The organism is Aquabacterium soli, from assembly GCF_003933735.1.
Taxonomy (GTDB): domain Bacteria; phylum Pseudomonadota; class Gammaproteobacteria; order Burkholderiales; family Burkholderiaceae_C; genus Aquabacterium; species Aquabacterium soli.
This window is the reverse complement of sequence record NZ_RSED01000004.1, coordinates 326,368-353,162: the sequence shown is the minus strand read 5'-3', so window position 1 is coordinate 353,162 and position 26,795 is coordinate 326,368. Positions and strand designations below refer to the sequence as shown.

Here is a 26,795-nt window from a genome sequence, read left to right as displayed (position 1 = left end):
TGCTCGTTCACGTCCGTGATGGCGATGGTGAAGCTCTGGCTGCTGCTGGAGCCATCGCTGCTGGTGGCCAGCACGGTGATGCTGTGCGAGGCGGCGGCTTCGAAATCCAGCAGCGCTCCGTTGGCCACGGTGACCACCNNCCGTTGGCCACGGTGACCACCCCGGTGCTGGCGTTGATGGTGAAGCGCCCACCCGCGTTGTCGCTCAGCGAGTAGGTGATGGTGTGGTTGCTGCCATCGGCGTCCGAGGCTTGGGCGGTGATGCCCACGGTGCTGCCGTTGGTGGCGTTCTCGGCCACGGCGTTGGCCGCGGCGTTGGCATCGGTCACGCTGCCCACGTTGAATTCGTCCACATCGGCAATGTTGATGACGAAGCTCTGGCTGCTGGTGGAGCCGTCGCTGCTGGTGGCCAGCACGGTGATGCTGTGCGAGGTGGCCGCCTCGTAGTTGAGCGGGGAGCCGTTGGCCACGGTGACAACGCCGGTGCTGGCATTGATGGTGAAGCGCCCACCCGCGTTGTTGCTCAGCGAGTAGGAGACGGTGTTGTTGCTGCCATCCGTATCGGTGGCGCGGGCGGTGAGGCCGACGGTGCTGCCGTTGGCGGCGTTCTCGGCCACCTGGTTGGCCGCGGCGTTGGCATCGCTCACCGATCCGACGGTGAACTCGTTGACGTCGGTGAGGTTGATGGTGAAGCTCTGGCTGCTGGTGGAGCCGTCGCTGCTGGTGGCCAGCACCGTGATGCTGTGCGAGGTGGCGGCTTCGTAATTGAGCAAGGTGCCGTTGGCCACGGTGACCACGCCGGTGCTGGCATTGATGGTGAAGCGCCCGCCTGCGTTGTTGCTCAGCGAGTAGCTGATGGTGTTGTTGCTGGCATCAAGATCCGAGGCCTGGGCCGTGATGCCCACGGTGCTGCCATTGGCCGCGTTCTCGGCCACGGTGTTGGCTGCGGCGTTGGCGTCGCTCACAGCCCCGACGGCGAACTCGTTGACGTCGGTGAGGTTGATGGTGAAGCCCTGGCTGCTGGTGGAGCCGTCGCTGCTGGTGGCCAGCACGGTGATGCTGTGCGAGGTGGCCGCCTCGTAGTTCAGAAGGGTGCCGTTGGCCAGGGTGACCACGCCGGTGCTGGCGTTGATCGTGAATCGCCCGCCCGCGTTGTTGCTTAACGAATAGGTGATGGTGTTGTTGCTGCCATCCGGGTCCGCGNGCCACGGTGTTGGCTGCGGCGTTGGCGTCGCTCACAGCCCCGACGGCGAACTCGTTGACGTCGGTGAGGTTGATGGTGAAGCCCTGGCTGCTGGTGGAGCCGTCGCTGCTGGTGGCCAGCACGGTGATGCTGTGCGAGGTGGCCGCCTCGTAGTTCAGAAGGGTGCCGTTGGCCAGGGTGACCACGCCGGTGCTGGCGTTGATCGTGAATCGCCCGCCCGCGTTGTTGCTTAACGAATAGGTGATGGTGTTGTTGCTGCCATCCGGGTCCGCGGCCTGGGCGGTGATGCCCACGGTGCTGCCATTGGCCGCGTTCTCGGCCACCTGGTTGGCCGCGGCATTGGCATCGCTCACCGGCCCGACATCGAACTCGTCCACATCGGTCACGGTGACGGACAGCGCCTGCGTGTCGGTGAGCGTGCCGTCGGTGACCTGCACGATCACGTCATAGACGTTGTTGCCGCCCGCGTCCGTCGGCGCCTCGAAATCGGGTGCGGTGATGAAGCGCAGCACGCCGGTGCTGCTGTCGATGGTGAAGCGGGCCGCATCGGCCCCACCGGCGATGCTGTAGACCAGCCCCCCACTGTCCACGTCCGTGGCCGTGATGGTCGTGACCGCGGTGCCGTTCTCGCCGATGCTGATGCTGGCCGATGTGCCGCCGCTGTTGCTGGTGATCACGGGCGCGTCGTTGACGGCGGTCACGCCCACGCTGCGCGTGGCGGCGTTGCTGGCGGCACCGCTGGTGTCCGTCACCGTGAAGCTGACCGTGCGCGCGGCAGTGGACGGGTTCTCGCTGCTGTTGCTGTAGGTGATGCTGCGCAGTGCCGTCTGGTACTGGGCCACGGTGGCCGAGCCGCTCAGGGTGAGCGTGCCGGTGCTGGCGTTCCAGCTGCCGCTGATGCCGTTCTGGTTGGTGAAGGACAGCAGGTCCTGCCCATTGGCGTAGTTGCCGGTGATGCGGACCGTGGCGCCATTGAGGTTGGCGCTGTCCGCATCGCTCACGCTCAAACCGCTGTCCACGGCGACGGCGCTGCCGTTCTCTGTGAAGCCGCTGCTGCCTCCAGAGGTTGACACCACCGGCGCATCGTTCACCGCAGTGATGGCGATGCTGCGCGTGGCGGCCGTGCTGGCAAGGGCGCCGTCGGTCACGGTGAAGCTCACGGTGCGCGCGGCCGTGGATGGGTTGTCGCTGCTGTTGGTGTAGGTGATGCTGCGCAGCGCGGCCTGGTACTGGGCCACGGTGGCCGCGCCGCTCAGCGTGAGGGTGCCGGTGCTGGCGTCCCACAGGCCGGTGATGCCGTTCTGGGCCAGGAAGCTCAGCAGGTCCTGGCCATTGACGTAGTTGCCGGTGATCCGCACCGTGGCGCCGGTCAGGTTGGCGTTGTCCGCGTCGCTTACCGTCACGCCGCTGTCGACCACGGCGGCGCCGGCGTTCTCCGTGTAGCCCAGTGAGCTGCCCGTGGTCGTGACCGTGGGCGCGTCGTTGACGGCGGTGACGGTGAGCGTCGAAGTGGCCGAGGCGCTCTGGCCGTAGGTGTCCGTGACGGTGATGGTCAGGGTGCGGGTGGCGGTATCGGGGTTGTCCGACAGGTTGTTGTAGGTGATGCTGCGCAGCACCTGCTGGTACTTGGCCAGGGTGTCCGTGCCGCTCAGGGTGAGCACGCCGGTGGCGCTGTTGTAGTTGGCGGTGATGTTGGTGCCGGTGGTGGTGGCCGCCAGCACCTCGGACGTGCCGTTCGGGCGGTTGTTTAGCGTCACCGTCATGCCGCTCATGTTGGTGGAGTTGCCCGCCGTGATGGTCGCATCGTTGTCTGCGATGCGGGCCGGCGTGCCTTCGGTGAAGCCGCCGCTGTAGTTGTTGCCGGCGGCGCCGGAGCTGTTGTTTGCGTCCAGGTCCATGCCCGGTGGCGTGGGCGTGATGTAGGTGACCGAGAGCTTCGGCTGGTTGGTTGCCGCCTCCGAGCTGTTGAAGGTGTTGTTCGATGAGTTGTAGGCGCTGGTGATCATCCAGCCGTTGTTGGTGGCGGTGCCGTCTGCCCAGGCCTGCAGGGTGCTGATCAGGCCACCGTCGGTGAAGCTCTTGTAGGCATTGGCCGTGCCACGCGAGGTGACGGAGCCATCGGCCGTCGAGACCTTCTCGCTGTCGATGCCGCTGCCCAGGGAGTTCCAGGTCGAGGCCTCGGTCCATCCCGTGGTCACCCGGTAGAGCTCCAGTGTGTAGTCGCTGCCCCAGCCGCCGATGCTCGTGGCGTACAGACTCAGTGAGACATTCGTGATGATCGAGCCTGGCGGGATCTGGCCGGGGCCCGTGCCGATGATGTTGTCGAAACGGATCAGGACCTGGCTTTCGCTCTGAACGAGTGCCCGCCCGGCCACCATCGAGGTCTTGTCACCGTTGTTCGCGCTGCCGGACAGCATCTCCAGGTAGGTGTCTTGCGTGCCGGTGTAGCCGCCCACGCCTTGCTGGAAGGTGACGGTGGCCAGCGTGTGCTCCCATGACGTGGCCGAGAGTGCCGCGGCTTCGATCGCGCCGTGACGGTATTCCAGTTCCCAGTTGCCGCCCAGGACCGCCGCACCGGTGAGGTCGGTGCTGGCGGCGACGTCCGCACCGGACAGCAGGGCCAGCTCGTTCACCAGGGCCTGCCCAGCATGGCTGGAGGCCAGGTTGCAGCCGTACAGCAGCAGGTCCCCATCGGCGGCCATGGCGGCCGACCACGCGGCGATGTCCTGCATGTAGGTGGACAGGGAGGCACCATCCAGCCGCGCGGTGCCGATGGCCAGTCCCTGTTCGTCGCCGTGGCTGAACACGTGCACGGCCTGGACATCCTGGTAGCCCGCCAGTGTGTCGGTGATCACGCGCAGGCCGTCTTCACCAGGCATGATCTGGACGATCTCGATGGCGCGGCCGGTGGCCTGGTCGTTGCGCAGGCCGTCCACCAGGTCCTGGGCGCCGTCGACGCTCATGTCCACGAAGGCCAGTTCCTGCCCTGTGACCTGCTGGGCCAGCGGCGCGGCCGTGGCCTGGCTGGGCTCGGTGCCACCCTCTTGTGCGGCAGGGGCTGGCGCGACCTGGGCGCTGGTGATGGCCGAGGCGCCGGCATCGTTCTGCAAGGGCCCCAGTGGCGGCAGCACCCCGGCCACATCCGACGAGAACAGCAGGCGCGGCTCAAGCTCCTCGATGAGAAGTCGAGCGTGTCGGGGCATCGGCGCTGGGCGTCGGGGCTTTCTGTCCAAAAAGGCCTCACCTGACAGGCGGCCTAACTGTCTGGCCGCCGTTGTCAGGAATTGTCCATTTGCGCCCCGTTATACGGCCGTGGAACAGGCCTTCAAATCATGCGTAATTCACGCCTGATGACGCTGCCCCTCTCTGCCAGGGCCGGCGTTCATCAGTCCCAACCCCTATTACGCCATCCCCCACGGTGCCGGCCATCGTGGCGTCCATTGTCAAAACGGGCGTCGATCACGACGCCAGGGCGGTACCCGACCATGGACACCGGAGAGGGCGCCATGACCACGGGCGCCTGCATCATCACGGGGGCCTGCTGCCCCGGGGCGGCCACGGCCGGCGTGACGGTCAGCTGGACCGGGATGGTGCGGCCCGGCTCACTGCCCATCTGGGTGGAATACTGCTGGCCGTTGACCTCGTAGACCACGTCGTAGGCGACGACCTGGTTCTGGTAGGCGGTCTGCTGACTGCAGCGGCGCACGGTCTGCGTGCCGCCGGGACGGCCGTCGGTCTCGATGTGGTTGCCCAGCACGGCGCCGCCCATCAGGCCGACACCGGTGGCGATGGCGTTGCCGGCACCCTTGCCCACGGCATTGCCCAGCGCCGCACCGGCGATGGCCCCGATGATGGCGCCGGCGCCGCTGCTGCGCGCCGGCGTGGCCTGCAGTTCGTCATAGCAGGCCTGGGTGGGCACGGCCACCTGGGCCACCACCGGCGTGCTGGAGATCACGCGGGCGTTGAGCGTGGTGACGGCGGAGGAGGGGCTGCCGATGATGGTGCCCACGGCGGGGCCTGCCCACACCGAGGCAGTGGACAGCGCGGCCAGTGCGGCCACGGTGAGTTGAAGAGGGCGGTAGGACATGCTCGGCTCCAGGCGGGTGGTTTGGACGGTCCCGCCATTCCTTAACGCGTCCATTGCACCGCATGCCGACACCTGCTGTGTGTCCGCTCTGTAAAGATGGGTGAAAGGCGGTGCTCTAAAAATGAGCGCATGGCCTTAAAATCCGTGGTTTCGTCCGACTGAACGACCACGACCATGTCCAAAACCGCCAAGCCTGCCAAGGCCCTCGTCAAGGCAGCGCCCGTCAAGGCCGCTGTCACCGCCAAGGCCGCGAAGCCCGCCGCCGAGCCGCAAAAAATCAAGAAAGTCGTCCTGGCCTACTCCGGCGGCCTGGACACCTCCATCATCCTGAAGTGGCTGCAGGACGAGTACAACTGCGAAGTGGTCACCTTCACCGCCGACATCGGCCAGGGCGAAGAGATCGAGCCCGCACGCGCCAAGGCCATCAAGCTGGGCATCAAGCCCGAGAACATCTTCATCGAAGACCTGCGCGAAGAGTTCGTGCGTGACTACGTGTTCCCCATGTTCCGCGCCAACGCGCTGTACGAAGGTGAATACCTGCTGGGCACCTCCATCGCCCGCCCGCTGATCGCCAAGCGCCTGATCGAGATCGCCAAGAAGACCAAGGGCGACGCCATCAGCCACGGTGCCACCGGCAAGGGCAACGACCAGGTCCGCTTCGAGCTCGGCGCCTACGCGCTCCTGCCAGGCGTGAAGGTGATCGCCCCCTGGCGCGAGTGGGACCTGCTGAGCCGCGAAAAGCTGCTGGCCTACGCCGATGCGCACAAGATCCCCGTGGACTTCAAGAAGCGCAAGGGCGGCGCCCCTTACTCGATGGACGCCAACCTGCTGCACATCAGCTACGAAGGCGGCGTGCTCGAGGATCCGAACTTCGAGCCTGAAGCCAACATGTGGCGCCTGACGGTGTCGCCCGAGAAGGCGCCCAGCAAGCCCCAGGTGATCGAGCTGACCTACGCCAAGGGTGACGTGGTCGCCATCGACGGCGTGAAGCTGTCGCCGGCCCAGGTGCTGACCAAGCTGAACGAGATCGGCGGCAAGCACGGCATCGGCCGCCTGGACAAGGTCGAGAACCGCTACGTGGGCATGAAGAGCCGCGGCTGCTACGAAACCCCGGGCGGCACCATCCTGCTGTCGGGCCACCGCGCCATCGAGTCGATCACGCTGGACCGCGAAGTGCTGTCCCTCAAGGACGACCTGATGCCCCGCTATGCCCGCCTGATCTACAACGGCTACTGGTTCAGCCCCGAGCGCGAGCTGCTGCAGGGCCTGATCGACGCCAGCCAGGCCACCGTGAACGGCAAGGTGCGCCTGAAGCTGTACAAGGGCACGATCATGTGCGTGGGCCGCGAATCGGCCACCGACAGCCTGTTCGACGCCAAGATCTCGACCTTCGACGACGACGGCGGCGCCTACAACCAGGCCGACGCGGCCGGCTTCATCAAGCTGAACGCGCTGCGCCTGCGCATCGGTGCCAACGTGCAGGCCAAGCGCCTGGCCGCGGCCAAGGGTGCCAAGCCTGCTGCCAGGGGCAAGAAGGTGGCCAAGCCCGCTGCGGCTCCCAAGGCCGCCACGGCGTCGCTGCTGAAGGCCGTGCCTGCGCCCAAGAAGGCTGCCGCACCCCGCAAGCCGGCTGCCCGCAAGGCCGCCTGATCCTGCGCTCGAGTTGACAGGGGCCTTCCGGCCCTTGTCTCTTTCTGTCTTTTCATCGCCATCATTCACAGACCATGAGCATCACCTCCACCCTGGCCGGCACGGTCGGCACCCAGGCCAATGTGTACTTCGACGGCAAGTGCGTGTCGCACACCGTGACCCTGGCCGACGGCACCCGCAAGTCCGTCGGCGTGATCCTGCCCGCCACCTTGACCTTCAACACCGGCGCGCCCGAGATCATGGAAACCGTGGCCGGCAAGGCGACCATCAAGCTGGCTGGCGCTGCCGACTGGCAGACCTATGGCCCGGGCGAAAGCTTCAACGTGCCAGGCAATTCGTCCTTCGAGATCGAGGTCGAAGGCGAGGCGTATCACTACATCTGCCATTTCGGTTGATGATGCATCAGGCGCCTGTGAAGGCGCCCCGTGTTCATTGCGATGACGGACAAAGGGGCTCAGCGATGGGCCCCTTTGCTCGTCTGGCCCGCGTCCAGGCCATCCAGGCTCCCACGCAGGCCAGGGCCAGGCTGGCGGGTTCTGGCACAGGGCTCAGCAGATAGGCTCGCTGCACGCCGTTGTAGAGTCCCGAGCCCACGATCTGGCCAGCTTCGTTGATCGAGGTGGCATCCGACAGCACCCAGCCACTGCCTGCATCGATCAGGTCGTTGAGGTTCAGCATGCCCGTCGCGTGGCTGTAGAAGAACGCGTTGTGGATCGATCCGTCGGCCAGCGTCGAGGCACCGACCACCTCGCCGCGCTCGTTCAGGCTGGCGCCGCTGCTCCAGTTGCCGCCCAGCGAGCCGATGCTCCGGACCACGCCGTTCTCGTAGAGGAAAGCCGATGTCCTGGTCGACCCTGCGAAGCGCGCGGACCCCGTGACGACCCCTGCATTGTTGATGTCGGCACCTGCGCCGAGAGGGACCTGCCCTTGCGCGTCGCGCAGGATGGTCAGTATGCCGTTGTCGTACACGAAGGGTGTCAAGGACGTTTCGGTGCTGCCTCGTCCGGTGACCGCTCCGTGGTCGTTGATGGCCGATGCCTCGCTGCTGGTGCTGCCGTTGCCGGCAGGGATCGCGACCATGCTGCCGTGCTGGTAGATGAAGGCCGTTCCTACTGCATCGCCGGGATCGGACGTTCCCACGACCTGAGCGGCGTGGTTGATGCCATTGGCATAGGTGGACGCGCCACCCAGGGTGCCCAGGTCGGTGACCGTGCCCTGGCTGTACAGGAAGCCCCGTGGCTGGAACGGCGAGCCGCCAGGCACGAAGGTGGTGCCGACGATCTGATTGAGGTTGTTGATGGCGTTGCCCCGGCTGTTGTCGCCCGGCAGCCCCAGGTCGGTCATCGTGCCGTTCTGGTAGATGAAGGCGCGGTGCTGCACATTGCCTGCCAGCGACGACTGGCCAGTGATCACGCCGTGGTCGTTGATCGATGCCGCGGCGCTGTAGTCGCCACCCAGCGTGCCCAGGGCTGTCACTGTGTAGCTCGTGGCCTGGGCATGAGCAAGGCTGAGCATCAACACGCCAGCCATGGCGGATCTGGTCAAGCGGCTGATCGTCATGGGCGTTCCCCTTGGTGTGGTGATGCGCCCGGTGGGCGACGTGCGGGGCGAGTATGGCCCTGGCCCTGCACGCATGACACCCCAACAACTAGGGGCCATGGGCGGTTTACACAACCACCGGCTCTGGCTCCAGCCTGATGCCAAAGCGTCCGTAGACACTTTCTTGAATCGCCTTCGCCAAGGTGACCACCTCTGCCCCACTGGCGCCCCCCCGGTTCACCAGCACCAAGGCCTGCTTTTCATAGACGCCGGCGCGTCCGATGGACTTGCCCTTCCAACCACAGGCATCGATCATCCAGCCGGCGGCCAGCTTGAAGGTCCCGTCGGGCATGGGGTAGTGCACGATCTCCGGATCGCGGTTGATGATGTCGCGGCACTGCTCGGGCGTGACCACCGGGTTCTTGAAGAAGCTGCCGGCATTGCCGATCACGGCCGGGTCAGGCAGCTTGACGCTGCGTATGCCGCACACCCAGTCGAAGATCTGCCGGGCATCGGGCGCGGTGATGCCCGTTTCGGCGATCTTGCGTTCGAGCTCCAGGTAGCCCAGCACGGGTTGCCAGGGGCGCGGCAGGCGCAGGCGCACGCGCGTGATCACGCCCTTGCCGGCCAGATGCCGCTTGAAAATGCTGTCGCGGTAGCCAAAGGCGCAGTGCTGTGAATGCAGCGTCACCGAGCGGCCGGTGATCAGATCGACCGCGTCCAGCGATTCGAAGCGGTCTTTCAGTTCAATGCCGTAGGCGCCGATGTTCTGCACCGGCGCAGCGCCCACCGTGCCGGGAATCAAGGCCATGTTCTCCAGGCCGGGCAGGCCGTTGTCCAGCGTCCATTGCACGGTCTCGTGCCAGGATTCGCCTGCGCCCACCTCGATGATCCAGGCGTCGTCCCTGGTTTCAAGCACGCGCCTGCCCATCACTTCGACCTTGAGCACGCAGGCCCGAACATCCTGCGTGAGCACCAGGTTGCTGCCGCCGCCCAGGATGAACTTGGGCGCCAGGCCCAGGGCAGGGTCGTCGACCACCCGGCGAACGTCGGATTCACTGGTGATGCGCACCAGCGCCTGGGCGTTGGATGGCAACCCGAAGGTGTTGTACTGCTTGAGATTGGCGCCGTGTTCCACGGCCAGGGGCGTGTGCATGGCAGAATTTTCGCAGACAAAGGAGAACACCCATGCCCAGTTTTGACACCAAGCTCGACCCGAACATCGAATCCGTCGGCAACGCCGTGGACACCACCGCCAAGGAAATCGGCACGCGATTCGACTTCAAGGGCACCAGCGCTGCCGTCGAATTCAAGAAAAAGGAAAAAGAAGTCATCATCCTCGGCGACAGCGATTTCCAGATCGACCAGGTCCGTGACGTGCTCTTCAACAAGCTGACCAAGCAGAAGGTCGACATCCGTTTCATGGACATCGGCAAGGTCGAGAAGATCGGCGGCGACAAGGTCAAGCAGGTGCTCAAGATCAAGGCCGGCATCGAGAGCGAGCTGGCCAAGAAGATCGTCAAGATCATCAAGGACAGCAAGATGAAGGTCAATGCCAGCATCCAGGGCGAGGAGGTGCGCATTCAGGGCACCAAGCGAGACGACCTGCAGGCGGCCATGGCGCTGCTGCGCAAGGAAATCGATGACGTGCCGCTGAGCTTCGACAACTTCCGCGATTGATCGCGGCGGGGCAGGGAAGGGCCAGGCGTGTTGCCTGTGCCTTCGTGCCCGACCATACAACGACACACCAGGGGATCATCACCATGAAGCAGGCCACGTCGCCTTGTCATCCGGCCTATGAGCAAGCGCCAGCCAGGCGCTTGATGCCTTGGTTTGTGGTCAGCCTGCTGGCGCTGGGCATGGCCTCGGCCCAGGCCCAGAGCGTCGCCATGACCGGCGGCATGGGCAGCCGGGCGCTGCTGGTCATCAATGGCGGCCAGCCGAAGGCCCTGGCCGCAGGCGACACCCACCTGGGCGTCAAGGTTCTGTCGGTTACTTCCGAGCAGGCCGTGGTCGACATCGGCGGCAAGCGCCAGACAGTGCGCCTGGGCGAAGGCCCGGTCAGTGTGGGCGGCAGCGGTGGTGGAGGGGGCGGTGGCAGCCAGATCGTGCTGGCGGCCGGCCGCGGAGGGCACTTCTTCACCTTGGGCTCCATCAACGGTCGCTCGGTGAACTTCGTTGTCGACACGGGTGCGACGCTGGTGGCGATGAGTGCAGCCGAAGCGCAGCGCATCGGCCTGAAATACGAACACGGGCAGCCGGGCTACAGCAGCACGGCCAACGGTGTGATACGCGCCTACAGGATCAAGCTGAACAGCGTCCGCATCGGGGATGTGGAGCTCCAGAACGTCGAGGCTTCCGTGTCCGAGGGGTCGATGCCCTATGTGCTGCTGGGCAACAGCTTTCTCTCGCGCTTTCAGATGAAGCGCGAAAACGACACGATGACCTTGGTCAAGCGGTATTGAGCTGGCACGGGGGGGGTGTTCTGCTGTGCGGTTCAATGTTCTGCTTAATGGTGCATTAAGACGTTGGCATTGATCCGTAGAACCGCTAGGTGATCGTTGATTCCATTGCTGCTATCATCCGCCGCGTTGAAAGCACAGGAATCGGCCGCCCATGGCGTTGAAGTATCTTAATGTTCTGCAATGCAGAACATTATCCTGATTCTGGATGTTTCTGAACGCTGACAGCGCCGGCATCGGGCCGGTGCACGCCCACGAGGACTTTGTATGCTCAATGCGTTTCTCTACGATGGTCTGCGCACGCCCTTCGGACGTCATGCAGGCGCCCTGGCGCGTGTGCGCCCGGATGATCTGGTCGCCGAGGTGATCAAGGCCCTGGTGGCCCGTTCTCCCTGGGATGCCGCCCAGATCGAAGACGTCATCCTGGGATGCACCAACCAGGCGGGTGAAGATTCGCGCAACGTGGCCCGCAACGCCGCGCTGGCGGCAGGCCTGCCCGTGAGCGTGCCCGGCCAGACGGTGAACCGCCTGTGCGCCAGCGGGCTGGCCGCGGTGATCGACGCGGCCCGCGCCATCACCTGTGGGGAAGGCAGCCTCTACCTGGCCGGCGGTGTGGAGAGCATGAGCCGCGCGCCCTTCGTGATGGCCAAGGCTGAATCGGCCTTCAGCCGCGACATCAAGGTCTACGACACCACCATCGGCTCGCGCTTTCCGAACCCGCGCGTGACGGCCGAATACGGCAACCACTCCATGCCCGAAACGGGCGACAACGTCGCGCATGACCTGGGCATCACCCGCGTCGAGGCCGACACCTTCGCCGCCGCCTCGCAGGCCAAGTTCGCCAGGGCCCAGGCCGAGGGCTTCTTCAAGGGCGAGATCCACGCCATCGACGTGCCCACCGGCCGCAAGACGCCGCCGCTGCACGTGGACACCGACGAGCACCCGCGTGCCGAATCCACGCTGGAAACACTGGGCAAGCTGCGCCCGCTGTTTGAAGGCGGCGTGGTCACGGCTGGCAATGCCTCCGGCATCAACGATGGGGCCGCAGCGCTGCTGATCGGCAGCCGCGAGATCGGTGAATCGGTGGGCGCCAAGCCGCTGGCGCGCCTGGTCTCGGCTGCCGCCGCTGGCGTGGCACCGCGCGTGATGGGCCTGGGCCCGGTCGAGGCGATCCAGAAGGCCGTGGCGCGCGCGGGCCTCACGCTGGCCGACATGGACATCATCGAGATCAACGAAGCCTTTGCCAGCCAGGTGCTGGGCTGCCTCAAGCAGTTGAACGTGGCCTTCGACGATCCGCGCGTCAACCCCAACGGTGGCGCCATCGCCGTGGGCCACCCGCTGGGCGCCTCGGGCGCGCGGCTTGCCCTGACCGTGGCGCGTGAACTGCAGCGCCGCCAGGGCCGCTATGCCGTGGTCAGCCTGTGCATCGGCGTGGGGCAGGGCCTGGCGCTGGTGCTCGAACGCGTCTGAACGCCATCCACCGCTGCCGCCTTCGCATCCACACGCATCTTCAAGATTCCCTGAGAAAGACACACACCATGAGCTCGTCTTCCAAAGCCTCCTTCCACTGGGACGACCCCTTCATGCTCTCCGAGCAGCTCACCTCCGAAGAGCGCCAGGTGCAACAGGCCGCCTATGACTACTCGCAAGGCCGCCTGCTGCCGCGCGTGCGCGATTCCTTCCGCAATGAGCAGACCGACGCCAGCATCTTCCGCGAGATGGGTGAGCTGGGTCTCTTGGGGGCCACGATTCCTTCGCAGTACGGCGGTGCGGACCTCAACTACGTTTGCTACGGCCTGGTCGCCCGCGAGGTGGAGCGCGTGGATTCGGGCTACCGCTCGATGATGAGCGTGCAGTCGTCGCTGGTGATGGTGCCCAGCAACGAGTTCGGCACCGAGGCGCAGAAGCAGAAGTACCTGCCCCGGCTTGCCAGTGGCGAATGGATTGGCTGCTTCGGCCTGACCGAGCCCAACCACGGCTCGGATCCCGGCGGCATGATCACCCGCGCGCGCAGCGTGCCTGGCGGTTATGAGCTGAGCGGCGCCAAGATGTGGATCACCAACTCGCCGATTGCCGATGTGTTCGTGGTCTGGGCCAAGAACGATGCGGGCAAGATCCGCGGCTTCATCCTGGAAAAAGGCTGGAAGGGCCTGAGCGCTCCGGCCATCCACGGCAAGGTGGGCCTGCGCACCTCCGTCACCGGCGAGATCGTGATGGACAAGGTCTTCGTGCCGGCCGAGAACGAGCTGGAAGTCGAAGGCCTCAAGGGCCCCTTCACGTGCCTGAACAGCGCGCGCTACGGCATCTCCTGGGGCGCGATGGGCGCCGCCGAGTTCTGCTGGCAGGCCGCGCGCCAGTACACGCTGGATCGCATCCAGTTCGGCCGCCCGCTGGCCGCCAACCAGCTGATCCAGAAGAAGCTGGCCGACATGCAGACCGAGATCGCGCTGGGCCTGCAAGGCTCGCTTCGCCTGGGCCGCATGAAGGACGAAGGCATCGCCGCACCCGAGATCACCTCGCTGATGAAGCGCAACAACTGCGGCAAGGCGCTGGACATCGCCCGCGTGGCGCGCGACATGCACGGCGGCAACGGCATCAGCGATGAATACGGCGTGATTCGCCATGTCGTGAACCTGGAGGTGGTCAACACCTACGAAGGCACGCATGATGTGCACGCGCTGATCCTGGGCCGCGCCCAGACCGGCATCCAGGCCTTCAGTGCCTGAGCGAAAGGACCCTCCATGGATCTGCAATTCACCCCGGAACAAGAGGCCTTCAGGCAAGAGATGCGCACCTGGGTGCGCGCCAACCTGCCGGCCGACATTTCGCACAAGGTGCACAACGCCCTGCGCCTGAGCAAGGACGACATGCAGCGCTGGGCCAAGATCCTGGGCGCCAAAGGCCTGCACGGCTACGGCTGGCCCAAGGAGTTCGGCGGCCCCGGCTGGGACGCCATCCAGCGCCACATCTTCGAGGAAGAATGCGCCATGGCCGGCAGCCCGCGCATCGTGCCCTTCGGCCCGGTGATGGTGGCGCCCGTGATCATGGCCTTCGGCTCGCCTGAGCAGCACCAGCGCTTTTTGCCCGGCATCATGAGCGGCGAGGTGTGGTGGAGCCAGGGCTACAGCGAGCCGGGCTCCGGCTCCGACCTGGCTTCCGTGAAGACCCGTGCCGAGCGCCAGGGCAACAAGTACATCGTCAACGGCCAGAAGACCTGGACCACGCTGGGCCAGTACGGCGACTGGATCTTCTGCCTGGTGCGCACGAACAGCGAAGTCAAGCCACAGGCCGGCATCTCCTTCCTGCTGATCGACATGAAGTCGCCTGGCGTGACCGTGCGCCCCATCATCACGATGGATGGCGAGCATGAAGTCAACGAGGTGTTCTTCGACAACGTCGAGGTGCCTGCCGAGAATCTGGTCGGCCAGGAGAACCAGGGCTGGACCTACGCCAAGTACCTGCTGGCGCACGAGCGCACCAACATCGCCGATGTGAACCGTGCCAAGCGCGAGCTGGAGCGCGTCAAGCGCATCGCCCGTGCCGAAGGCGTGTACGACGACGCCCGCTTCCGTGACCAAATCGCCTTGCTGGAAGTCGACGTGATCGCGCTGGAGATGATGGTGCTGCGCGTGCTGAGCGCCGAGCACGGCGGCAAGAAGGCACTCGATGTGGCCGGCCTGCTCAAGGTGCGCGGCAGCGAGATCCAGCAGCGCTACAGCGAGCTGATGATGCTGGCCGCAGGCCCCACCTCGCAGGTCTTCCTGCAGGAGGCCATGGAAGCCGGCTGGCAGGGCGACCAGTTCGCCGGCGGCTTCCCGGGCGGCAACCTGACCGCGGCCCCGCTGGCGGCCACCTACCTGAACTACCGCAAGACCACCATCTACGGCGGCTCCAACGAAGTGCAGCGCAACATCGTGGCGCAGACCCTGCTGGGCTGACCCGCCACCAACGAGGCAAGACACCATGGATTTCGATTTCACTTCTGATCAGGAACAGCTGCGCGATGTGGTGCGCCGCTGGGTGGACAAGGACTACGACATCGAGCACCGCCGCGCGCTGGTCAAGGCCGGCGGGCATGCTGGTGCCGATGCGAGCGGTGCGTGGCAATCGCTGGCCGAGCTGGGCCTGCTGGGCCTGGCCGTGACCGGCGAGCACGGCGGCATGGACATGGGCCCCGTGGAGGCCATGGTCGTGATGGAAGAGCTGGGCCGCGGCCTGGTGATCTCGCCCTACGCCGGCGCCGCGCTGATGGGCGCTGGCGTGCTGCGCGACCATGCTCCTTCAGAGCTGCAGGCTGCCTGGCTGCCGCGTGTTGCTGAAGGCACGGCCCGTGTCATCCCGGCGCTGCAGGAGCGCGGTGCGCGTTATCGCTTGAGCCACGTCAGCGCTACCGCGCAGAAGGGTGCCGATGGTGCCTGGCGCGTGAGCGGCGTGAAGAACCTGGTGGCCATCGGCGGTGACGACGGTGTGGCCGAGGCCTATGTGGTGCCAGCCCGCGTGAGCGGTGCCGTGGACGCGCCTGAAGGCATCGCCCTGTTCCTGGTGGAGCGTGGCGCCTCGGGCCTCAAGGCCCAGCCCTATGCGCTGCTCGATGGCTCGCGCGCTGCCGAACTGACCTTCGACAGCGCACCCGCGGCTCTGATCGCCGAGCAAGGCTTCGCCCCGCTGGAGCACATGGTCGACATCGGCATCGCTGCGCTGTGCGCCGAGGGCGTGGGCGCGATGGAAAGCCTGCTGGCGCTGACGGTGGATTACATGAACACCCGCAAGCAGTTCAACGTGCTGATCAGCAGCTTCCAGGCCCTGCGCCACCGCGCATCCGACATGAAGATGCAGTTGGAGCTGGCCCGCTCGATGAGCTATTACGCCACGCTCAAGCTCACGGCCCCGGCCGATGAGCGCCGCCGCGCGCTGGCACAGGCCAAGGTGCAGCTGGGCCAATCCATGCGCTTCGTGGCGCAGCAGGCCGTGCAGCTGCATGGTGGCATCGGCGTGACCGAAGAGTACGCCGCTGGCCACTTCTTCAAGCGCCTGACGGTGATGGAGCTGAGCCTGGGCGACACGATGCACCACCTGGGCGAGGTGTCGGCCCGCATGCAGGACAGCGCGGGCGTGTTCGCCTGATCCTCGCGGTCCGGCGGCCTGAGCGTCAGGCCGCTACCGCGGTTTCGGCGGCCGTCAAGGGCCTGTCGACCATCGCCAGCAACTCCACCGGGTCGTGCGCGCAGAACAGCGTCACCTCCCGGCCATGGTCGCGCTTGAGCTCTCGCAGGCGGCGCTGGTTGGCCAGGCGTTGGGTGCTGTCCATCTGCACCAGCGACTGGAAGATCCGCAGGCCCGCCGGGCAGTGCGGATCTTCGTCCATCTCTCCGCGGAAGAAGTAGGCGTCGCCACAGTGCAGCAGCCAGCCGTCACCGGTGCGCACCGCCACGCCCGTGTGGCCGCGTGTGTGGCCGGTCAGTGGCACCAGCAGCACCTCTTCATCCGTATCGGGCAGGGCACGCACCGCGTCGAAGCCCATCCAGGTGTCGCCGTTCACGTTGTGGGAGGCCCACTGCGGGCCGTGCGCCCATTGCGCCGGGATGTAGCGGCTCTTCTCATGCAGGGTGGGGCGCTCCAGCGCGGCCTGCAGTTCGGGCGCGTGCACGTGCACCTGGGCCAGCGGGAAATCGCCCAGGCCGCCCGCGTGGTCCAGGTCCAGGTGAGTGGGCACCAGGTGCCGCACATCGCCCGGGTCCAGGCCCAGCGCGCGGATCTGATGCAGCGCGGTCTCTTCCATCAGCAGGCGGGGGCGCACCACGGCGTTGAACGCCGCGCCCAGCCGGGCAGGGTTGGCCACATCGCCCGTGCCCAGGCCTGTGTCCACCAGGATCAGGCTGTTGCGCCCCTCGATCAGCAGGCAGTGGCAGCACAGGGTGGCCGGTGCCAGCCACCCCCCTTCCCCATGGATCAGGCGGCGGCCCAGCGGGCACATCGACCCGCAATCGAGGTGGTGGACTTTCAACATGCGCTCCGCGCTGTCAGGGAAAGCCCATCATCGCAGCACAATGGCGTTTTTGCCAGAAAGTCCCAGGCCTGCCCATGCCGCCACGCTCCAGACTGCCCGCCGGGCATGCCCCCCTGTCCCAGATCCTCTTCGCCCAGGGCTTCGGCGCCCGCCGCGAGTGCGATGGCCTCATCCTCAATGGCCTGGTCAAGGTCGACGGCGCGGTGGTGGACGACCCTGATGCCGCCTTCCCGGAAGACCGGCTGGCGCTGGAGATCGAAGGCCAGCCCTGGGTGACGCATGTCAAGGCGCTGGTGATGCTGCACAAGCCGGCCGGCTACGAATGCTCGCTCAAGCCCGGCGCCTGGCCCGGCGTGCACAACCTGCTGCCCGTGGCGCTGCGCCGCCGCGGCCTCCAGCCTGTGGGCCGGCTGGACCAGGACACCACCGGCCTGCTGCTGATGACCGACGACGGCCCCCTGCTGCACAAGCTGACCTCGCCCAAGCACCATGTGCCCAAGGTGTATGAGGTGACCTGCAAGCACCCGGTGAGTGACGGGCAGTTGCAGCAGTTGATGGCGGGGGTTGTGCTGGACGACGACCCATCGCCTGTGAAGGCCGATGCGGCCGAGCGGGTGGACGCGATCGGCGAAACCCACTTGCGCCTGACCCTGGTGCAGGGCAAGTACCACCAGGTCAAGCGCATGGTGGCGGCGGTGAGCAACCGGGTGGAGGCACTGCACCGCAGCAGTGTCGGCCAGCTCGAACTGCCGGCCGATCTGGCCCCGGGGCAGTGGCGCTGGGTGGAGGATCCCGCTGTGGTGTTGCCTCCCAAGCCGTGAGGCTTGGACCTTGGAAGCCTCCCCATGCAAATCGAAAAACGTTGCATAAATTGCAAGTTACAAGGTAAATCGTGATTTTTGTCACGCAGAACCGCTGAAACGGTTTGATGGATGACATCAAGCCCGCTGAGGTCTTGTCGATGATTCGATTGGCGTGTCCTTACACGCCATAACCACATCGCAAGGAGTCATCGTGAGCAGATTCAGTTCTCGTTTCTTCAAGCCCCTGTTGAGGGCACTTGCCTCGGTTTCCGCCTTGTGGCTTGGGGCGTCTGCCTCGGTCCACGCACAAACCACCGTGCAGGTGGCGCAAGGCTGGCTGGCTGGCCAGCAAGCATCGGGGGTGAGGCAGTTCCTCGGCATTCCCTACGGCCAGGCGCCCACGGGCGCCCTGCGCTGGAAAGCACCCCAGCCCGCACCTGCCTGGACCGGCACGCGCAACGCCACGCAGTTCGGCTCGGCCTGCCCGCAGTACCCAGGCTTGTTCGCCGAGGCGTCGGTCAACGAGGACTGTCTCAGCCTGAATGTCTATGCGCCGCCCGCATCGGCCCAAGGGCCGCGCCCGGTGATCGTCTGGGTGCACGGAGGTGCCTTCCAGGTGGGCACGGGCGCCCAGTACGACGCCAGCATCATGGCGCTCAAGACCGACGCCGTGGTCGTCACCATCAACTACCGGCTGGGTGCTTTCGGCTTTCTGACCACTTCCGGCATGGCCGGGGAGGGCCCAGGCGTCAACTTCGGCTTGCAGGACCAGTGGCTGGCGCTGCGCTGGGTCAAGCAGAACATTGCGGCGTTCGGCGGTGATGCCTCGCGGGTGACGCTGGCCGGGCAGTCGTCCGGCGGCACCTCGGGTTGCCTGGCACTGGCCTCGCCCAAGGCGCGCGGCCTTTTCCACCGGGTGATCATGCAGAGCGCCTCGTGCGGCATCGCGTCCAAGCCGCTGGCCACCGCGCGCACTTATGGCGATGCGCTGGCCGACCGCCTGGGCTGCGCCGCGGGCGGGGGGCAGATGGCCTGCCTGCGCGCCAAATCAGTGGAGGACATCCTGGCCGTGTCGCCCCTGTACGAAGACTCGGTCACCAAGTTCGACATCTGGTCGGCCACCGACGACGGCGTGACTCTGCCGATGGCACCGCTCAAGGCCATGGCCCTTGGCCGAGTCAACCGCGTGCCGGTGATGGTGGGTGCCAACCGTGATGAAGGCCGTGGTTTCATCCTGCCCTTGTTCCATCTGGGGTATGGCCGCGAGCTGACACAGGCCGACTACGACAGCGTGGCCGGCTACCTGCTGGGCAGCGCGGCGCCGGTCTACACCAGCCTGTACAGCGCCGCCAACTACGGCAGCGTGGACGTGGCGGCCTCATCGCTGATCACCGACAAGGTGTTCAGCTGCGTGGCCAACCGCATGGCGCACTCGCTGTCGAAGGTGACACCCACCTACGCCTTCGAGTTCGCCGACCGCACGGCACCGCAGTTCGCGCCTGATCCGTTCATCGACTGGCTGGCCTTCCATGGTGGCGATCTGCAGTACGTGTTCCAGTCCACCGTGGCGGGCATCCCGCAGGATCCCCTGAACGCACAGCAGCAGGCCCTGGGCGACCAGATGCTGCGCTACTGGAAGGCGTTCATCGCGACCGGCAACCCGAACAACACGGTGGGCCCGGCCCCGCTGCCAGCCAGCCCCTGGCCGGCCTTCAATGTGCTGAGTTCGCCTTACCAGCGCCTCGAAGCGACGGGCATCAGCACGAAGAGCTTCGGTGTCTTCCAGGCCGAGCACCGTTGCCTGGCATGGTCGCTGGAAGGGCTTTTCTGATCAGCGGCTGATCCGATCGGGCCATGCTTGCGTGGTCTGATCGGGTTCTCGGGCGTGAAACCTGCTTTGAAGATGGCCTGATCCGGATGGCGCTTCGGCGCACACCGGCGGCCCTGGGCAGTATTGGTGTGGGTCTGCCGGCACATGTCCGGCGTTGTCCCTCAGCCATGCCCCAGGAGCCACCATGTCCCTCTGGAACAAGACCGCCGCCCGTCTGCGGGTGCTCACCCTCGTACTCATCGTTGCCACCATCGCCCCGACACTGGCCAGTGCGGGAGGCTTCTTCAAGGACGAGCGATTCTTCGGCCCGCCCACGCCTGCGCCCAAGGTCCTGATCATCTCGATGTTCGCGCCGGAAGGCCAGGTCTGGCTCGACAAGCTCGGCCCGTGGCGCGAGCACAAGGTGCCTGGCCTTTCACCCGACTACCCCGTGGTGCGCTGCAACCGCGCCGAGGTCTGCGTGATGACCACCGGCATGGGCCACACCAACGCCGCCGCGTCCACCATGGCGCTGGTGCTCTCGCGCAGCTTCGATCTGTCGCGCACCTACTTCCTGATCGCGGGCATCGCTGGCATCAACCCCGAGTACGGCACCGTGGGCTCTGTGGCCTGGGCGCGCTACCTGGTCGACTTCGGGATCCAGTGGGAGATCGATGCGCGCGAGATCCCGGCCGAGTGGCCCGGCGGCTACCTGGGCATCAACACCAGGCATCCCAAGGACAAACCGCCGCTGGACTACAAGACCGAGGTCTTCCAGCTCGATGAGGCCCTGCTGCAGAAGGCGTATGCCCTGTCCAGGGGCGTGACGCTGAGCGATGGCGCGCAGGCCCAGGCCGCGCGTGCCAAGTTCCCGGCCGCGCCTGCCAACCAGCCGCCCACCGTGCTTCAGTGCGACACGCTGGCCGGCGACACCTGGTTCTCCGGCACGGCCCTGGGTGAGCGCGCCACCGAGTGGACGAAGATCGTGACGGATGGCAAGGGCGTGTACTGCACCACCCAGCAGGAAGACAACGCCACGTACGAGGCCCTCAAGCGCGGCGCAGCCCTTAAGCTGCTGGACCTCAAGCGCGTGGCTGTGCTGCGCGGTGGTTCGGATTTCGACCGGCCCTATCCCGGGCAGAGCAGTGCCGACAACCTGGTCAACTACGCCGACCAGGGCGGTTTCGTGATCACGCTCAACAACCTGTTCCTGGCTGGCAACCCGCTGGTGCAGGCCATTTCGAAGAACTGGGCGGCTTGGCGCAACGGCGTGCCACGCTGAGTGATGCAAGCTAGATCAGGCGCTGCAGCACCATCCGGTTGCGGCCACCGTGCTTGGCGCGGTAGAGGGCCTGGTCGGCCGCTTCGATCACGGTGCGGCTGTCGCGTGCGGGTGTGGCGATGCAACTGGCCACCCCCACGCTCACGGTGACCACTGGCGATGTCTCCGACGCGCCATGGGGCAGGCGCAGGTTCTCGATCGCCAGCCGCACACGTTCGGCCGCCTGGCTGGCCTGGACTGCGTCTGCCTGCGGCAGCACCGCGATGAACTCCTCGCCCCCGAAGCGCGCGACCACGTCGACAGGGCGGCGAAGGCTGTCCTTGAGTGCCTGGGCCACCTGTTGCAGGCAGGTGTCTCCGGCCTGGTGCCCATAAAAATCGTTGTATTTCTTGAAGTGGTCCACATCGAGCAGGATCACGGCGAATTCGTCACCCTGGTGGGCCGAGCGGCGCCACGCCTGTTCCAAATACTCCTGAACATGGTGCCGGTTGAAGACCCCTGTCAGGCCGTCCACACGAGAGATGCGCTGCAGTTGTTCGTGGGCATTGTCGAGTTGCTGGAGCAGGTGCCGGCGCCGCAGCGACAGCAGGAAGCGTCGGCGTTCATCACGCTCCAGCGCGTAGTTGGCCATCAGGGTGAAGAAGGCCGCGAACAGCAAAAGGGCCGCGATGGCGGGCATCAGCCTGGGTTCTGGCGTGGGGATCATCACGGCACACCACAGGTGCATGGCCATGATGGCGATGGAGGCGGTCACTGCATACCAAAAGCGCAGGCGTTGCACCACATTGCCGTAGGCCAGCACCACCAGAAAGCCCACGTGGTAGTAGGCGCTGCCCACACTCTGGGTGATGGACAGGATGTAGGCCACGCTGGCCGCGGCACTCACGCTGCTGACCAGCACGATGCTCTCGATCACGGCCTGCGGGAACCGGCGCAGCACCAATTCAGACCACAGCGCGCCGAACCCCAGGACCAGCAAGGCCATGGGGGTGAACAATCCCAGGCGCACCTGCACGGCTTGCTGCAACACGTCGGGGGCCACCAGCCAGTCGGCCAGCAAGAAGCCATTGAAGACGAGCAAGGAGAGCATCCCGCTGATCAGCAGGTGGCGCAGACGCTTCTGCGCGCCATGCTGTTGGAACTCGCTCTCCAGCCCCCGGGTGAACCTCATCCAGCGAAAGCCCCTGGTCAGCAACTGCCCGGCCAGGGTGGCCTGGGGGTGCTCCTGGGGATCGGCATGGTCGGGCAGTGACGGAATGCTTTGGGGAGCCTCGGGCATGGGCAGGTCCAGGCGCGCGGTGGTCATGGTGCCTCCGCCACGGCAGGGCATGCCGTCGAGGGCACCACCTGGTTGCGCCCTTGCGATTTGGCCTGGTAGAGGGCCGCATCCGACGCAGCAATCAGTGCGGGAGGCCCCTCATCGCATGTCTGTGGCTGGAAGGATGCCACCCCGATGCTGATGGTGACCTGTGCCGCCGTGGATGAGGCTGCATGGGGCAAGCCCAGTTGTTGAACGCCCGCGCGGACGCGCTCTGCGGCGGCCACGGCCTGAGGCAGGGCCGTGTCGTGCAGCACCGCGACGAACTCCTCACCACCGAAACGGGCCACCAGATCCCCTGGGCGCCTCAGTTGCCTTTTCAGCAAGGCGGCGATCTGCTGCAGGCAGGTGTCTCCCCGGGGGTGGCCATAGTGGTCGTTGTAGGCCTTGAAGTGGTCCACATCCATCATCAGGAGCGCGATCGCCTGGCCGCCTCGTCGTGCACGCTGCCACAGCTGTGCCAGGAACTCGTCGAAGTGGCGGCGGTTGGCCAGATCGGTCAGCGCGTCGAAGCGCGACATGCGCTCAAGCCGGCGATTGGCCTTGCCCAGCGCCTCCAGCAGGTGGTGCTCCTGGCCTTGCATCAACCAGTTGGTGCGGTCTTCATGCTCTAGCCAGTAGCTGCTGTAGAGCGTGAACACGGCTGTTGACACCAGCACCAGCATCAGCGCCGACATGATGTGCCAGTCGGGTTGTGGCATCAGCATGAGGCTGACCACAAAAATGCCCAGCACCATGGCGTCGATCAGCAGGGCTTTCCAGAAGGGCGTGCGGATCACGCTGCCATTGAACAGCACCACCATGACCAGCGCGACGAGGTAGGGGGCGGCCAGCCGGTCATGGCTCTGCAGGCAGAGCACGGCAGTGATGATGGCGGCCAGCACGCTCATGCCAACCACGGTCCATTCTCTGCTGCGGGGGGTGAACCGATCGGTCAGCAGCAGGCCGACCCCGTTGATGGTGGAGAAGAAGAACACGCGCAGCCCCACGGCCAGGGCGAACTGGTCCGGCACGATCATCCAGTCCGTCACCAGCATGAGGTTGAACAGCACCAGCAGCCAGAGGCCGCCTCGCTCCAGGGTGCGACGTCGTTCGGGCGCCTTGTCGCGCTGGTAGGCCGCTTCCAGGGCAGGCGGGAAGCTCAGCCAGGCGTGGCCCTGCGCCAGTGTCTTGTCCAGCGAGGCTTTGAAAGGATCCTCTGCCTCGCCCGTCCCCCAGAACACGGAATCGCCGTCCGACATCGGCGCGGACGGCGTGGTGAGGGGCGCAGCAAAGGGCTTGGACGTTGGAGATTCCACCGACTCAGTATCGGTTGTCTCCGTGTGCGATGTAGGGTTGGGAGGCGTTCAGAGGTGGTCAGTCGGCTTAAAAATTCGCTTCAGGCGACTTTGCGTGAGGAATGTCTCAACCGGCCGGCCGCGCTTGTGCTGGTGTGCGTGGTGCCTTGGCCTCGATCAGCAGGTAGCCGCCCGTGGCCAGCAGCAAGGGCAGGAGGTAATACAGAGCCCGGTACACCAGAACGGCGGCCAGCACCGTCGCCTCCGGCAGGCGTGAGGCCAGCACCGTGACGAAGACCGCCTCCACCACCCCCAAGCCGGCGGGCAAGCGGGCCACCACCCCGGCCACCGCCGCCACCAGCGAGGTGCCCAGCACCACGCCATAGGGCACGGCCCCACGGAACAGCAGGTAGAGCACGACCGAGATGGCCAGCCAGTTGGCGCACGACAGCGCCAGTTGCACGCCGGCCATGCCCAGGCTGGGCAGGTGCACCTTGTGGCCCCGGACCGTGAAGCTGCGGCGTGTGGACCAACCGCACAGTGCCAGATACCCCGCCACCAGCAGCCACAAGGCGGCACCGAGGCCTTGAAGGGCCAGACCGCTCACATGCCAGTCGGCCGGCACAGGCAGCAGGCGGAACAGGAACACCCCGCCCGCCAGCACGCCATAGCCCAGCCAGTTGGTGAAGATGCTCATGGTCAGCACGCGGCCGATCTGTCCACCCCGCAGACCCAGGCGCGCGTACAGCCGGTAGCGGATGCCCAGGCCGCCGACCAACATGCCCAGGTTGAGGTTGAAGGCGTAGCTCACGGCGGTGACGCTCAACACGCGCCACCAGGCGAGCTTGTGACCGATCCAGGCACGGCCGATCAGGTCGTAGCTGGCATACAGCAGGTAGCTCAGGGCTGAGAAGCCTGCTGCGGCGGCCACGACGTCCAGGGGCATGGAGCGCAAGGCCACCAGCACGGCTTGCCAGTCCACGCGGCGTGCGGCCCATGCCAGCAGCCCCACCACCGCGAGGGCGAAGACGATGCCCAGCCATCGGGTCCACCGTTTGGCGGGAGTGCTGTCCTGTTGATCCTCGGACGCTCCATCGTCGTCCAGACCATCTGCAGGCACCGGGTCGGGTCGGTGTGCTGGCACCGCGTGTGGAGCGGCCGCGGCACTGGGCAGAGGGCGGGCCATCATTGCGCTGCTCCACGCGAGGCCAGGCGAGTGGGCGCCAAGCGCCGCCATGACCAGGCGCGCGCGTCCGCATCCGCAGGCGCGCTGGTGATCACTGCTGTTTCTGCTGCGGGCACCACCGATGGGCGGTGAGCGGGTAGCTGAGCCATCCAGCGTGGAAAGTGCCGCACGATGTGAAAGACCAGGGCGCCCACGCCCAGACGCCACCACCAGCGCTGCGCCACCGTGTGCTCTTTGCTCACGTGCACACAGCTGTTGTGCAGCAGCGGCATCAGCTTGTCGCGCAACTGGGCATTGAAGTGCTGGTCACGGATCACCAGGTTGGCTTCGAGGTTCAGCGACAGACTCAGCGGATCCAGGTTGCTGGAGCCGATGGTCGACCATTCGTCGTCTACCAGTGCCACCTTGCCGTGCATGGGCCGGTCGCAGTACTCGTGGATCTGCACGCCCGCGTCGATCAGGCGGCCATAGACCATGCGGGCTGCCCAGGTGGCTGCGGCCACGTCAGGCTGTCCTTGCAGGATCAGGTGCACGCGCACACCGCGTTGGGCAGCACGCTGGAGGCTTTTGAGCAGGCGATAGCCCGGGAAGAAATACGCGTTGGCGATGATCACCTCGCGCTGGGCGCTCTGCAGTGCCATGCGGTAGTGGCGTTCGATGTCGTCGCGGTGCTTCTGATTGTCTCGCGTCACCAGCCGGGCCTGTGCGTGGCCTGCGCTGTCGCAAGGCCTGGGGGCCAGAGCCTGCAGCGGCTTGTCAGGCCACTGCTCCTTGGCGGCCTGGGCGATGGTGCGTTGGGCCTCCAGGCGCAACTGTTCGACAATGGGGCCGCGGGCTTCCACCGAATAATCCTGCTTGGCCTCGGCACCGAAGTCCGCGAGGTGATCGGCCGAGTAATTGATGCCGCCGATGAAACCGACCTCGCCATCGACCACCACGATCTTGCGGTGCAGACGGCGGAACAGCTTGAGGCGGCGTGACAGCTTGGGCGGGGGGTCGAAGACGTGCAGGCGGGCGCCGGCTTCGGTCAGCGTGTTCACGAACTGAGCCGACAAGGTCGGTGAACCGAAACCATCCACGGTCACATCGACGCGGACACCGCGCTGCGCGGCGCGCAGCAGCACGTCGTGCAAGGCCAGCCCTACCTTGTCCTCAAAGAGGATGAAGGTCTCGATCAACACCTCATGCCTGGCGCTTTCGATGGCGGCGAACACAGCGGGGAAGAATTCTTCACCGTTCTCCAGCAGGCGCAACTGGTTGCCGCTGGTCCAGCCCTCGTCCAGACGGCGTGCCAGGTGGTTGCCGCGTACCGCGGGGGTTTTTCGTGGCGCAGAAGCGTCTTTGGTTGGTGGTGTAGTGTTCACAGCGATACCTCCGCGGCCAAGGGGGCGTGGTCAGAAAGATGGGCCCAGGGCGTGCGCGGCAGCACCACGGGATGGTGGACGCGCGCGCCCCGCACGTAGATGCGGTCCAGCCGCAGCAGGGGCCAGCGTGCGGGAAAGGTGCGTGCGGCGCGGCCATGGGCTTGAACGAAGACCTCGCGCAGGCCGGCACACCCGCTGAGCTGGCGGTGTGCGCGTTGTTCCCAGTCGTTGAAATCTCCGGCCACCACGACCGGATCCTGCGGCGGCAAGCCATTGACGAGGCGGCACAGGCCGTCCACCTGCTGGCGCCGCTGCGCCGCACGCAGGCCCAGGTGCACGCAGATGGCGTGCAGTGCCCGCCCACCCGGCAGACTCAGCACGCAGTGCAGCAGGCCGCGCTTTTCTTCGGGGCCAGCGGTGGAGACATCATGGTTGTGATGCTGCGAGATGATGAATTTCGACAGCAGGGCATTGCCGTGGTGGCCTTGGGGATAGACCGCGTTGCGGCCGTAGGCGAAATCGTTCCACAGCGTGTCGGCCAGGAACTCGTAGTGGGGTGTCTGTGGCCAGTTTGGAATGCGCGCCGCATGGAGTTCATGCTCACCCAGCACCTCCTGCAGGAAGACGACGTCGGCGGACACGCTGCGCACAGCCTCGCGCAACTCCGGCAGGACGAACCGGCGGTTGAACACGCCGAAACCCTTGTGCAGGTTGATGGTCAGAATTTTGAGGTTCATACCTCAGATCGGCAATCGGTGTGCCGTATGGGCGAGGCGGAAAGGGCGTGTCAGGTGGCCCCCACGCGCT

At 66.1% G+C, this 26,795-nt stretch carries 21 protein-coding genes and 1 pseudogene; 11 read left to right on the top strand and 11 right to left on the bottom strand.

Features of this window, described 5'->3' with window-relative positions; all coding sequences use genetic code 11:
- Window positions 1-7: 7 nt before the first annotated feature.
- From EIP75_RS25020 to EIP75_RS07200, 3 genes and pseudogenes are all read right to left on the bottom strand, one after another.
- Window positions 8-1,174 (bottom strand): cadherin repeat domain-containing protein, encoded by a 1,167-nt coding sequence (locus EIP75_RS25020; RefSeq protein ID WP_476561136.1) that lies wholly within the window; start codon window positions 1,172-1,174, stop codon window positions 8-10.
- A gap of 124 nt (window positions 1,175-1,298) precedes the next feature.
- Window positions 1,299-4,406: pseudogene (locus tag EIP75_RS07205) on the bottom strand (DUF4347 domain-containing protein); the annotation flags it as partial.
- A gap of 182 nt (window positions 4,407-4,588) precedes the next feature.
- Entirely contained in the window at window positions 4,589-5,290 is a 702-nt protein-coding gene (locus EIP75_RS07200) for a glycine zipper 2TM domain-containing protein (RefSeq protein WP_125242540.1), read from the bottom strand.
- A 174-nt stretch (window positions 5,291-5,464) separates the two neighbouring features.
- Between EIP75_RS07200 and EIP75_RS07195 the strand changes: the two genes are divergently transcribed.
- Together EIP75_RS07195 and ppnP are read left to right on the top strand one after the other, a co-directional pair.
- Window positions 5,465-6,940, top strand: a complete 1,476-nt coding sequence (locus EIP75_RS07195) for an argininosuccinate synthase (RefSeq protein WP_125242539.1) — start codon at window positions 5,465-5,467, stop codon at window positions 6,938-6,940.
- A 74-nt stretch (window positions 6,941-7,014) separates the two neighbouring features.
- Window positions 7,015-7,335, top strand: coding sequence for a pyrimidine/purine nucleoside phosphorylase (gene ppnP / locus EIP75_RS07190; protein ID WP_125242538.1), 321 nt, complete (start codon window positions 7,015-7,017; stop codon window positions 7,333-7,335).
- Window positions 7,336-7,369: 34 nt separating this feature from the next.
- On the opposite strand, the gene EIP75_RS07185 is transcribed toward ppnP, so the two are convergent.
- Together EIP75_RS07185 and murB are read right to left on the bottom strand one after the other, a co-directional pair.
- Window positions 7,370-8,500, bottom strand: coding sequence for a DUF3466 family protein (locus EIP75_RS07185; protein WP_158622765.1), 1,131 nt, complete (start codon window positions 8,498-8,500; stop codon window positions 7,370-7,372).
- Window positions 8,501-8,606: 106 nt separating this feature from the next.
- On the bottom strand, window positions 8,607-9,635 hold the full coding sequence (gene murB, locus EIP75_RS07180) for a UDP-N-acetylmuramate dehydrogenase (RefSeq protein ID WP_125242536.1): 1,029 nt from the start codon (window positions 9,633-9,635) through the stop codon (window positions 8,607-8,609).
- Between the two features lie 32 nt (window positions 9,636-9,667).
- On the opposite strand from murB, the gene EIP75_RS07175 reads away from it, so the two are divergent.
- The 6 genes from EIP75_RS07175 to EIP75_RS07150 all read left to right on the top strand — a co-directional run bounded on the left by EIP75_RS07175 (window position 9,668) and on the right by EIP75_RS07150 (window position 16,065).
- Window positions 9,668-10,159 carry a YajQ family cyclic di-GMP-binding protein gene (locus EIP75_RS07175; RefSeq protein WP_125242535.1) on the top strand — a complete coding sequence of 164 codons (492 nt, stop codon included), beginning with the start codon at window positions 9,668-9,670 and terminating at the stop codon, window positions 10,157-10,159.
- 143 nt (window positions 10,160-10,302) lie between these two features.
- Complete coding sequence (locus tag EIP75_RS07170; protein WP_125242534.1) at window positions 10,303-10,944, top strand: retropepsin-like aspartic protease family protein; 642 nt, start codon at window positions 10,303-10,305, stop codon at window positions 10,942-10,944.
- A 264-nt stretch (window positions 10,945-11,208) separates the two neighbouring features.
- Complete coding sequence (locus tag EIP75_RS07165) at window positions 11,209-12,411, top strand: 3-oxoadipyl-CoA thiolase (protein ID WP_125242533.1); 1,203 nt, start codon at window positions 11,209-11,211, stop codon at window positions 12,409-12,411.
- Window positions 12,412-12,479: 68 nt separating this feature from the next.
- Window positions 12,480-13,667: an acyl-CoA dehydrogenase gene (locus EIP75_RS07160; RefSeq protein ID WP_125242532.1), complete on the top strand. Its 1,188-nt coding sequence runs from the start codon at window positions 12,480-12,482 to the stop codon at window positions 13,665-13,667.
- Window positions 13,668-13,682: 15 nt separating this feature from the next.
- Window positions 13,683-14,879, top strand: coding sequence for an acyl-CoA dehydrogenase family protein (locus EIP75_RS07155; protein WP_125242531.1), 1,197 nt, complete (start codon window positions 13,683-13,685; stop codon window positions 14,877-14,879).
- Between the two features lie 25 nt (window positions 14,880-14,904).
- Window positions 14,905-16,065 carry an acyl-CoA dehydrogenase family protein gene (locus EIP75_RS07150; protein ID WP_125242530.1) on the top strand — a complete coding sequence of 387 codons (1,161 nt, stop codon included), beginning with the start codon at window positions 14,905-14,907 and terminating at the stop codon, window positions 16,063-16,065.
- A gap of 25 nt (window positions 16,066-16,090) precedes the next feature.
- On the opposite strand, the gene EIP75_RS07145 is transcribed toward EIP75_RS07150, so the two are convergent.
- Window positions 16,091-16,948, bottom strand: a complete 858-nt coding sequence (locus EIP75_RS07145) for an MBL fold metallo-hydrolase (protein ID WP_233584723.1) — start codon at window positions 16,946-16,948, stop codon at window positions 16,091-16,093.
- A 74-nt stretch (window positions 16,949-17,022) separates the two neighbouring features.
- Between EIP75_RS07145 and EIP75_RS07140 the strand changes: the two genes are divergently transcribed.
- From EIP75_RS07140 to EIP75_RS07130, 3 genes are all read left to right on the top strand, one after another.
- Entirely contained in the window at window positions 17,023-17,769 is a 747-nt protein-coding gene (locus tag EIP75_RS07140) for a pseudouridine synthase (RefSeq protein ID WP_125242529.1), read from the top strand.
- A 193-nt stretch (window positions 17,770-17,962) separates the two neighbouring features.
- Window positions 17,963-19,582: a carboxylesterase/lipase family protein gene (locus tag EIP75_RS07135; RefSeq protein ID WP_158622764.1), complete on the top strand. Its 1,620-nt coding sequence runs from the start codon at window positions 17,963-17,965 to the stop codon at window positions 19,580-19,582.
- Between the two features lie 184 nt (window positions 19,583-19,766).
- Entirely contained in the window at window positions 19,767-20,843 is a 1,077-nt protein-coding gene (locus EIP75_RS07130) for a purine-nucleoside phosphorylase (RefSeq protein WP_125242527.1), read from the top strand.
- Between the two features lie 10 nt (window positions 20,844-20,853).
- Here the strand turns inward: EIP75_RS07130 and EIP75_RS07125 are convergent, their stop codons facing one another.
- From EIP75_RS07125 to EIP75_RS07105, 5 genes are all read right to left on the bottom strand, one after another.
- The gene (locus EIP75_RS07125) at window positions 20,854-22,149 is read right to left on the bottom strand and encodes a GGDEF domain-containing protein (RefSeq protein ID WP_158622763.1); all 1,296 of its coding nucleotides are present in this window, start codon (window positions 22,147-22,149) and stop codon (window positions 20,854-20,856) included.
- Window positions 22,146-23,459 (bottom strand): GGDEF domain-containing protein, encoded by a 1,314-nt coding sequence (locus EIP75_RS07120; RefSeq protein ID WP_125242525.1) that lies wholly within the window; start codon window positions 23,457-23,459, stop codon window positions 22,146-22,148. Before EIP75_RS07120 ends, EIP75_RS07125 begins: the two co-directional genes overlap by 4 nt.
- A gap of 106 nt (window positions 23,460-23,565) precedes the next feature.
- Window positions 23,566-24,627, bottom strand: coding sequence for a lysylphosphatidylglycerol synthase transmembrane domain-containing protein (locus tag EIP75_RS07115; RefSeq protein WP_233584722.1), 1,062 nt, complete (start codon window positions 24,625-24,627; stop codon window positions 23,566-23,568).
- Window positions 24,624-25,988, bottom strand: a complete 1,365-nt coding sequence (gene clsB, locus EIP75_RS07110) for a cardiolipin synthase ClsB (protein WP_233584721.1) — start codon at window positions 25,986-25,988, stop codon at window positions 24,624-24,626. Before clsB ends, EIP75_RS07115 begins: the two co-directional genes overlap by 4 nt.
- Window positions 25,985-26,725 carry an endonuclease/exonuclease/phosphatase family protein gene (locus EIP75_RS07105; RefSeq protein WP_125242524.1) on the bottom strand — a complete coding sequence of 247 codons (741 nt, stop codon included), beginning with the start codon at window positions 26,723-26,725 and terminating at the stop codon, window positions 25,985-25,987. Before EIP75_RS07105 ends, clsB begins: the two co-directional genes overlap by 4 nt.
- Window positions 26,726-26,795: the final 70 nt, after the last annotated feature.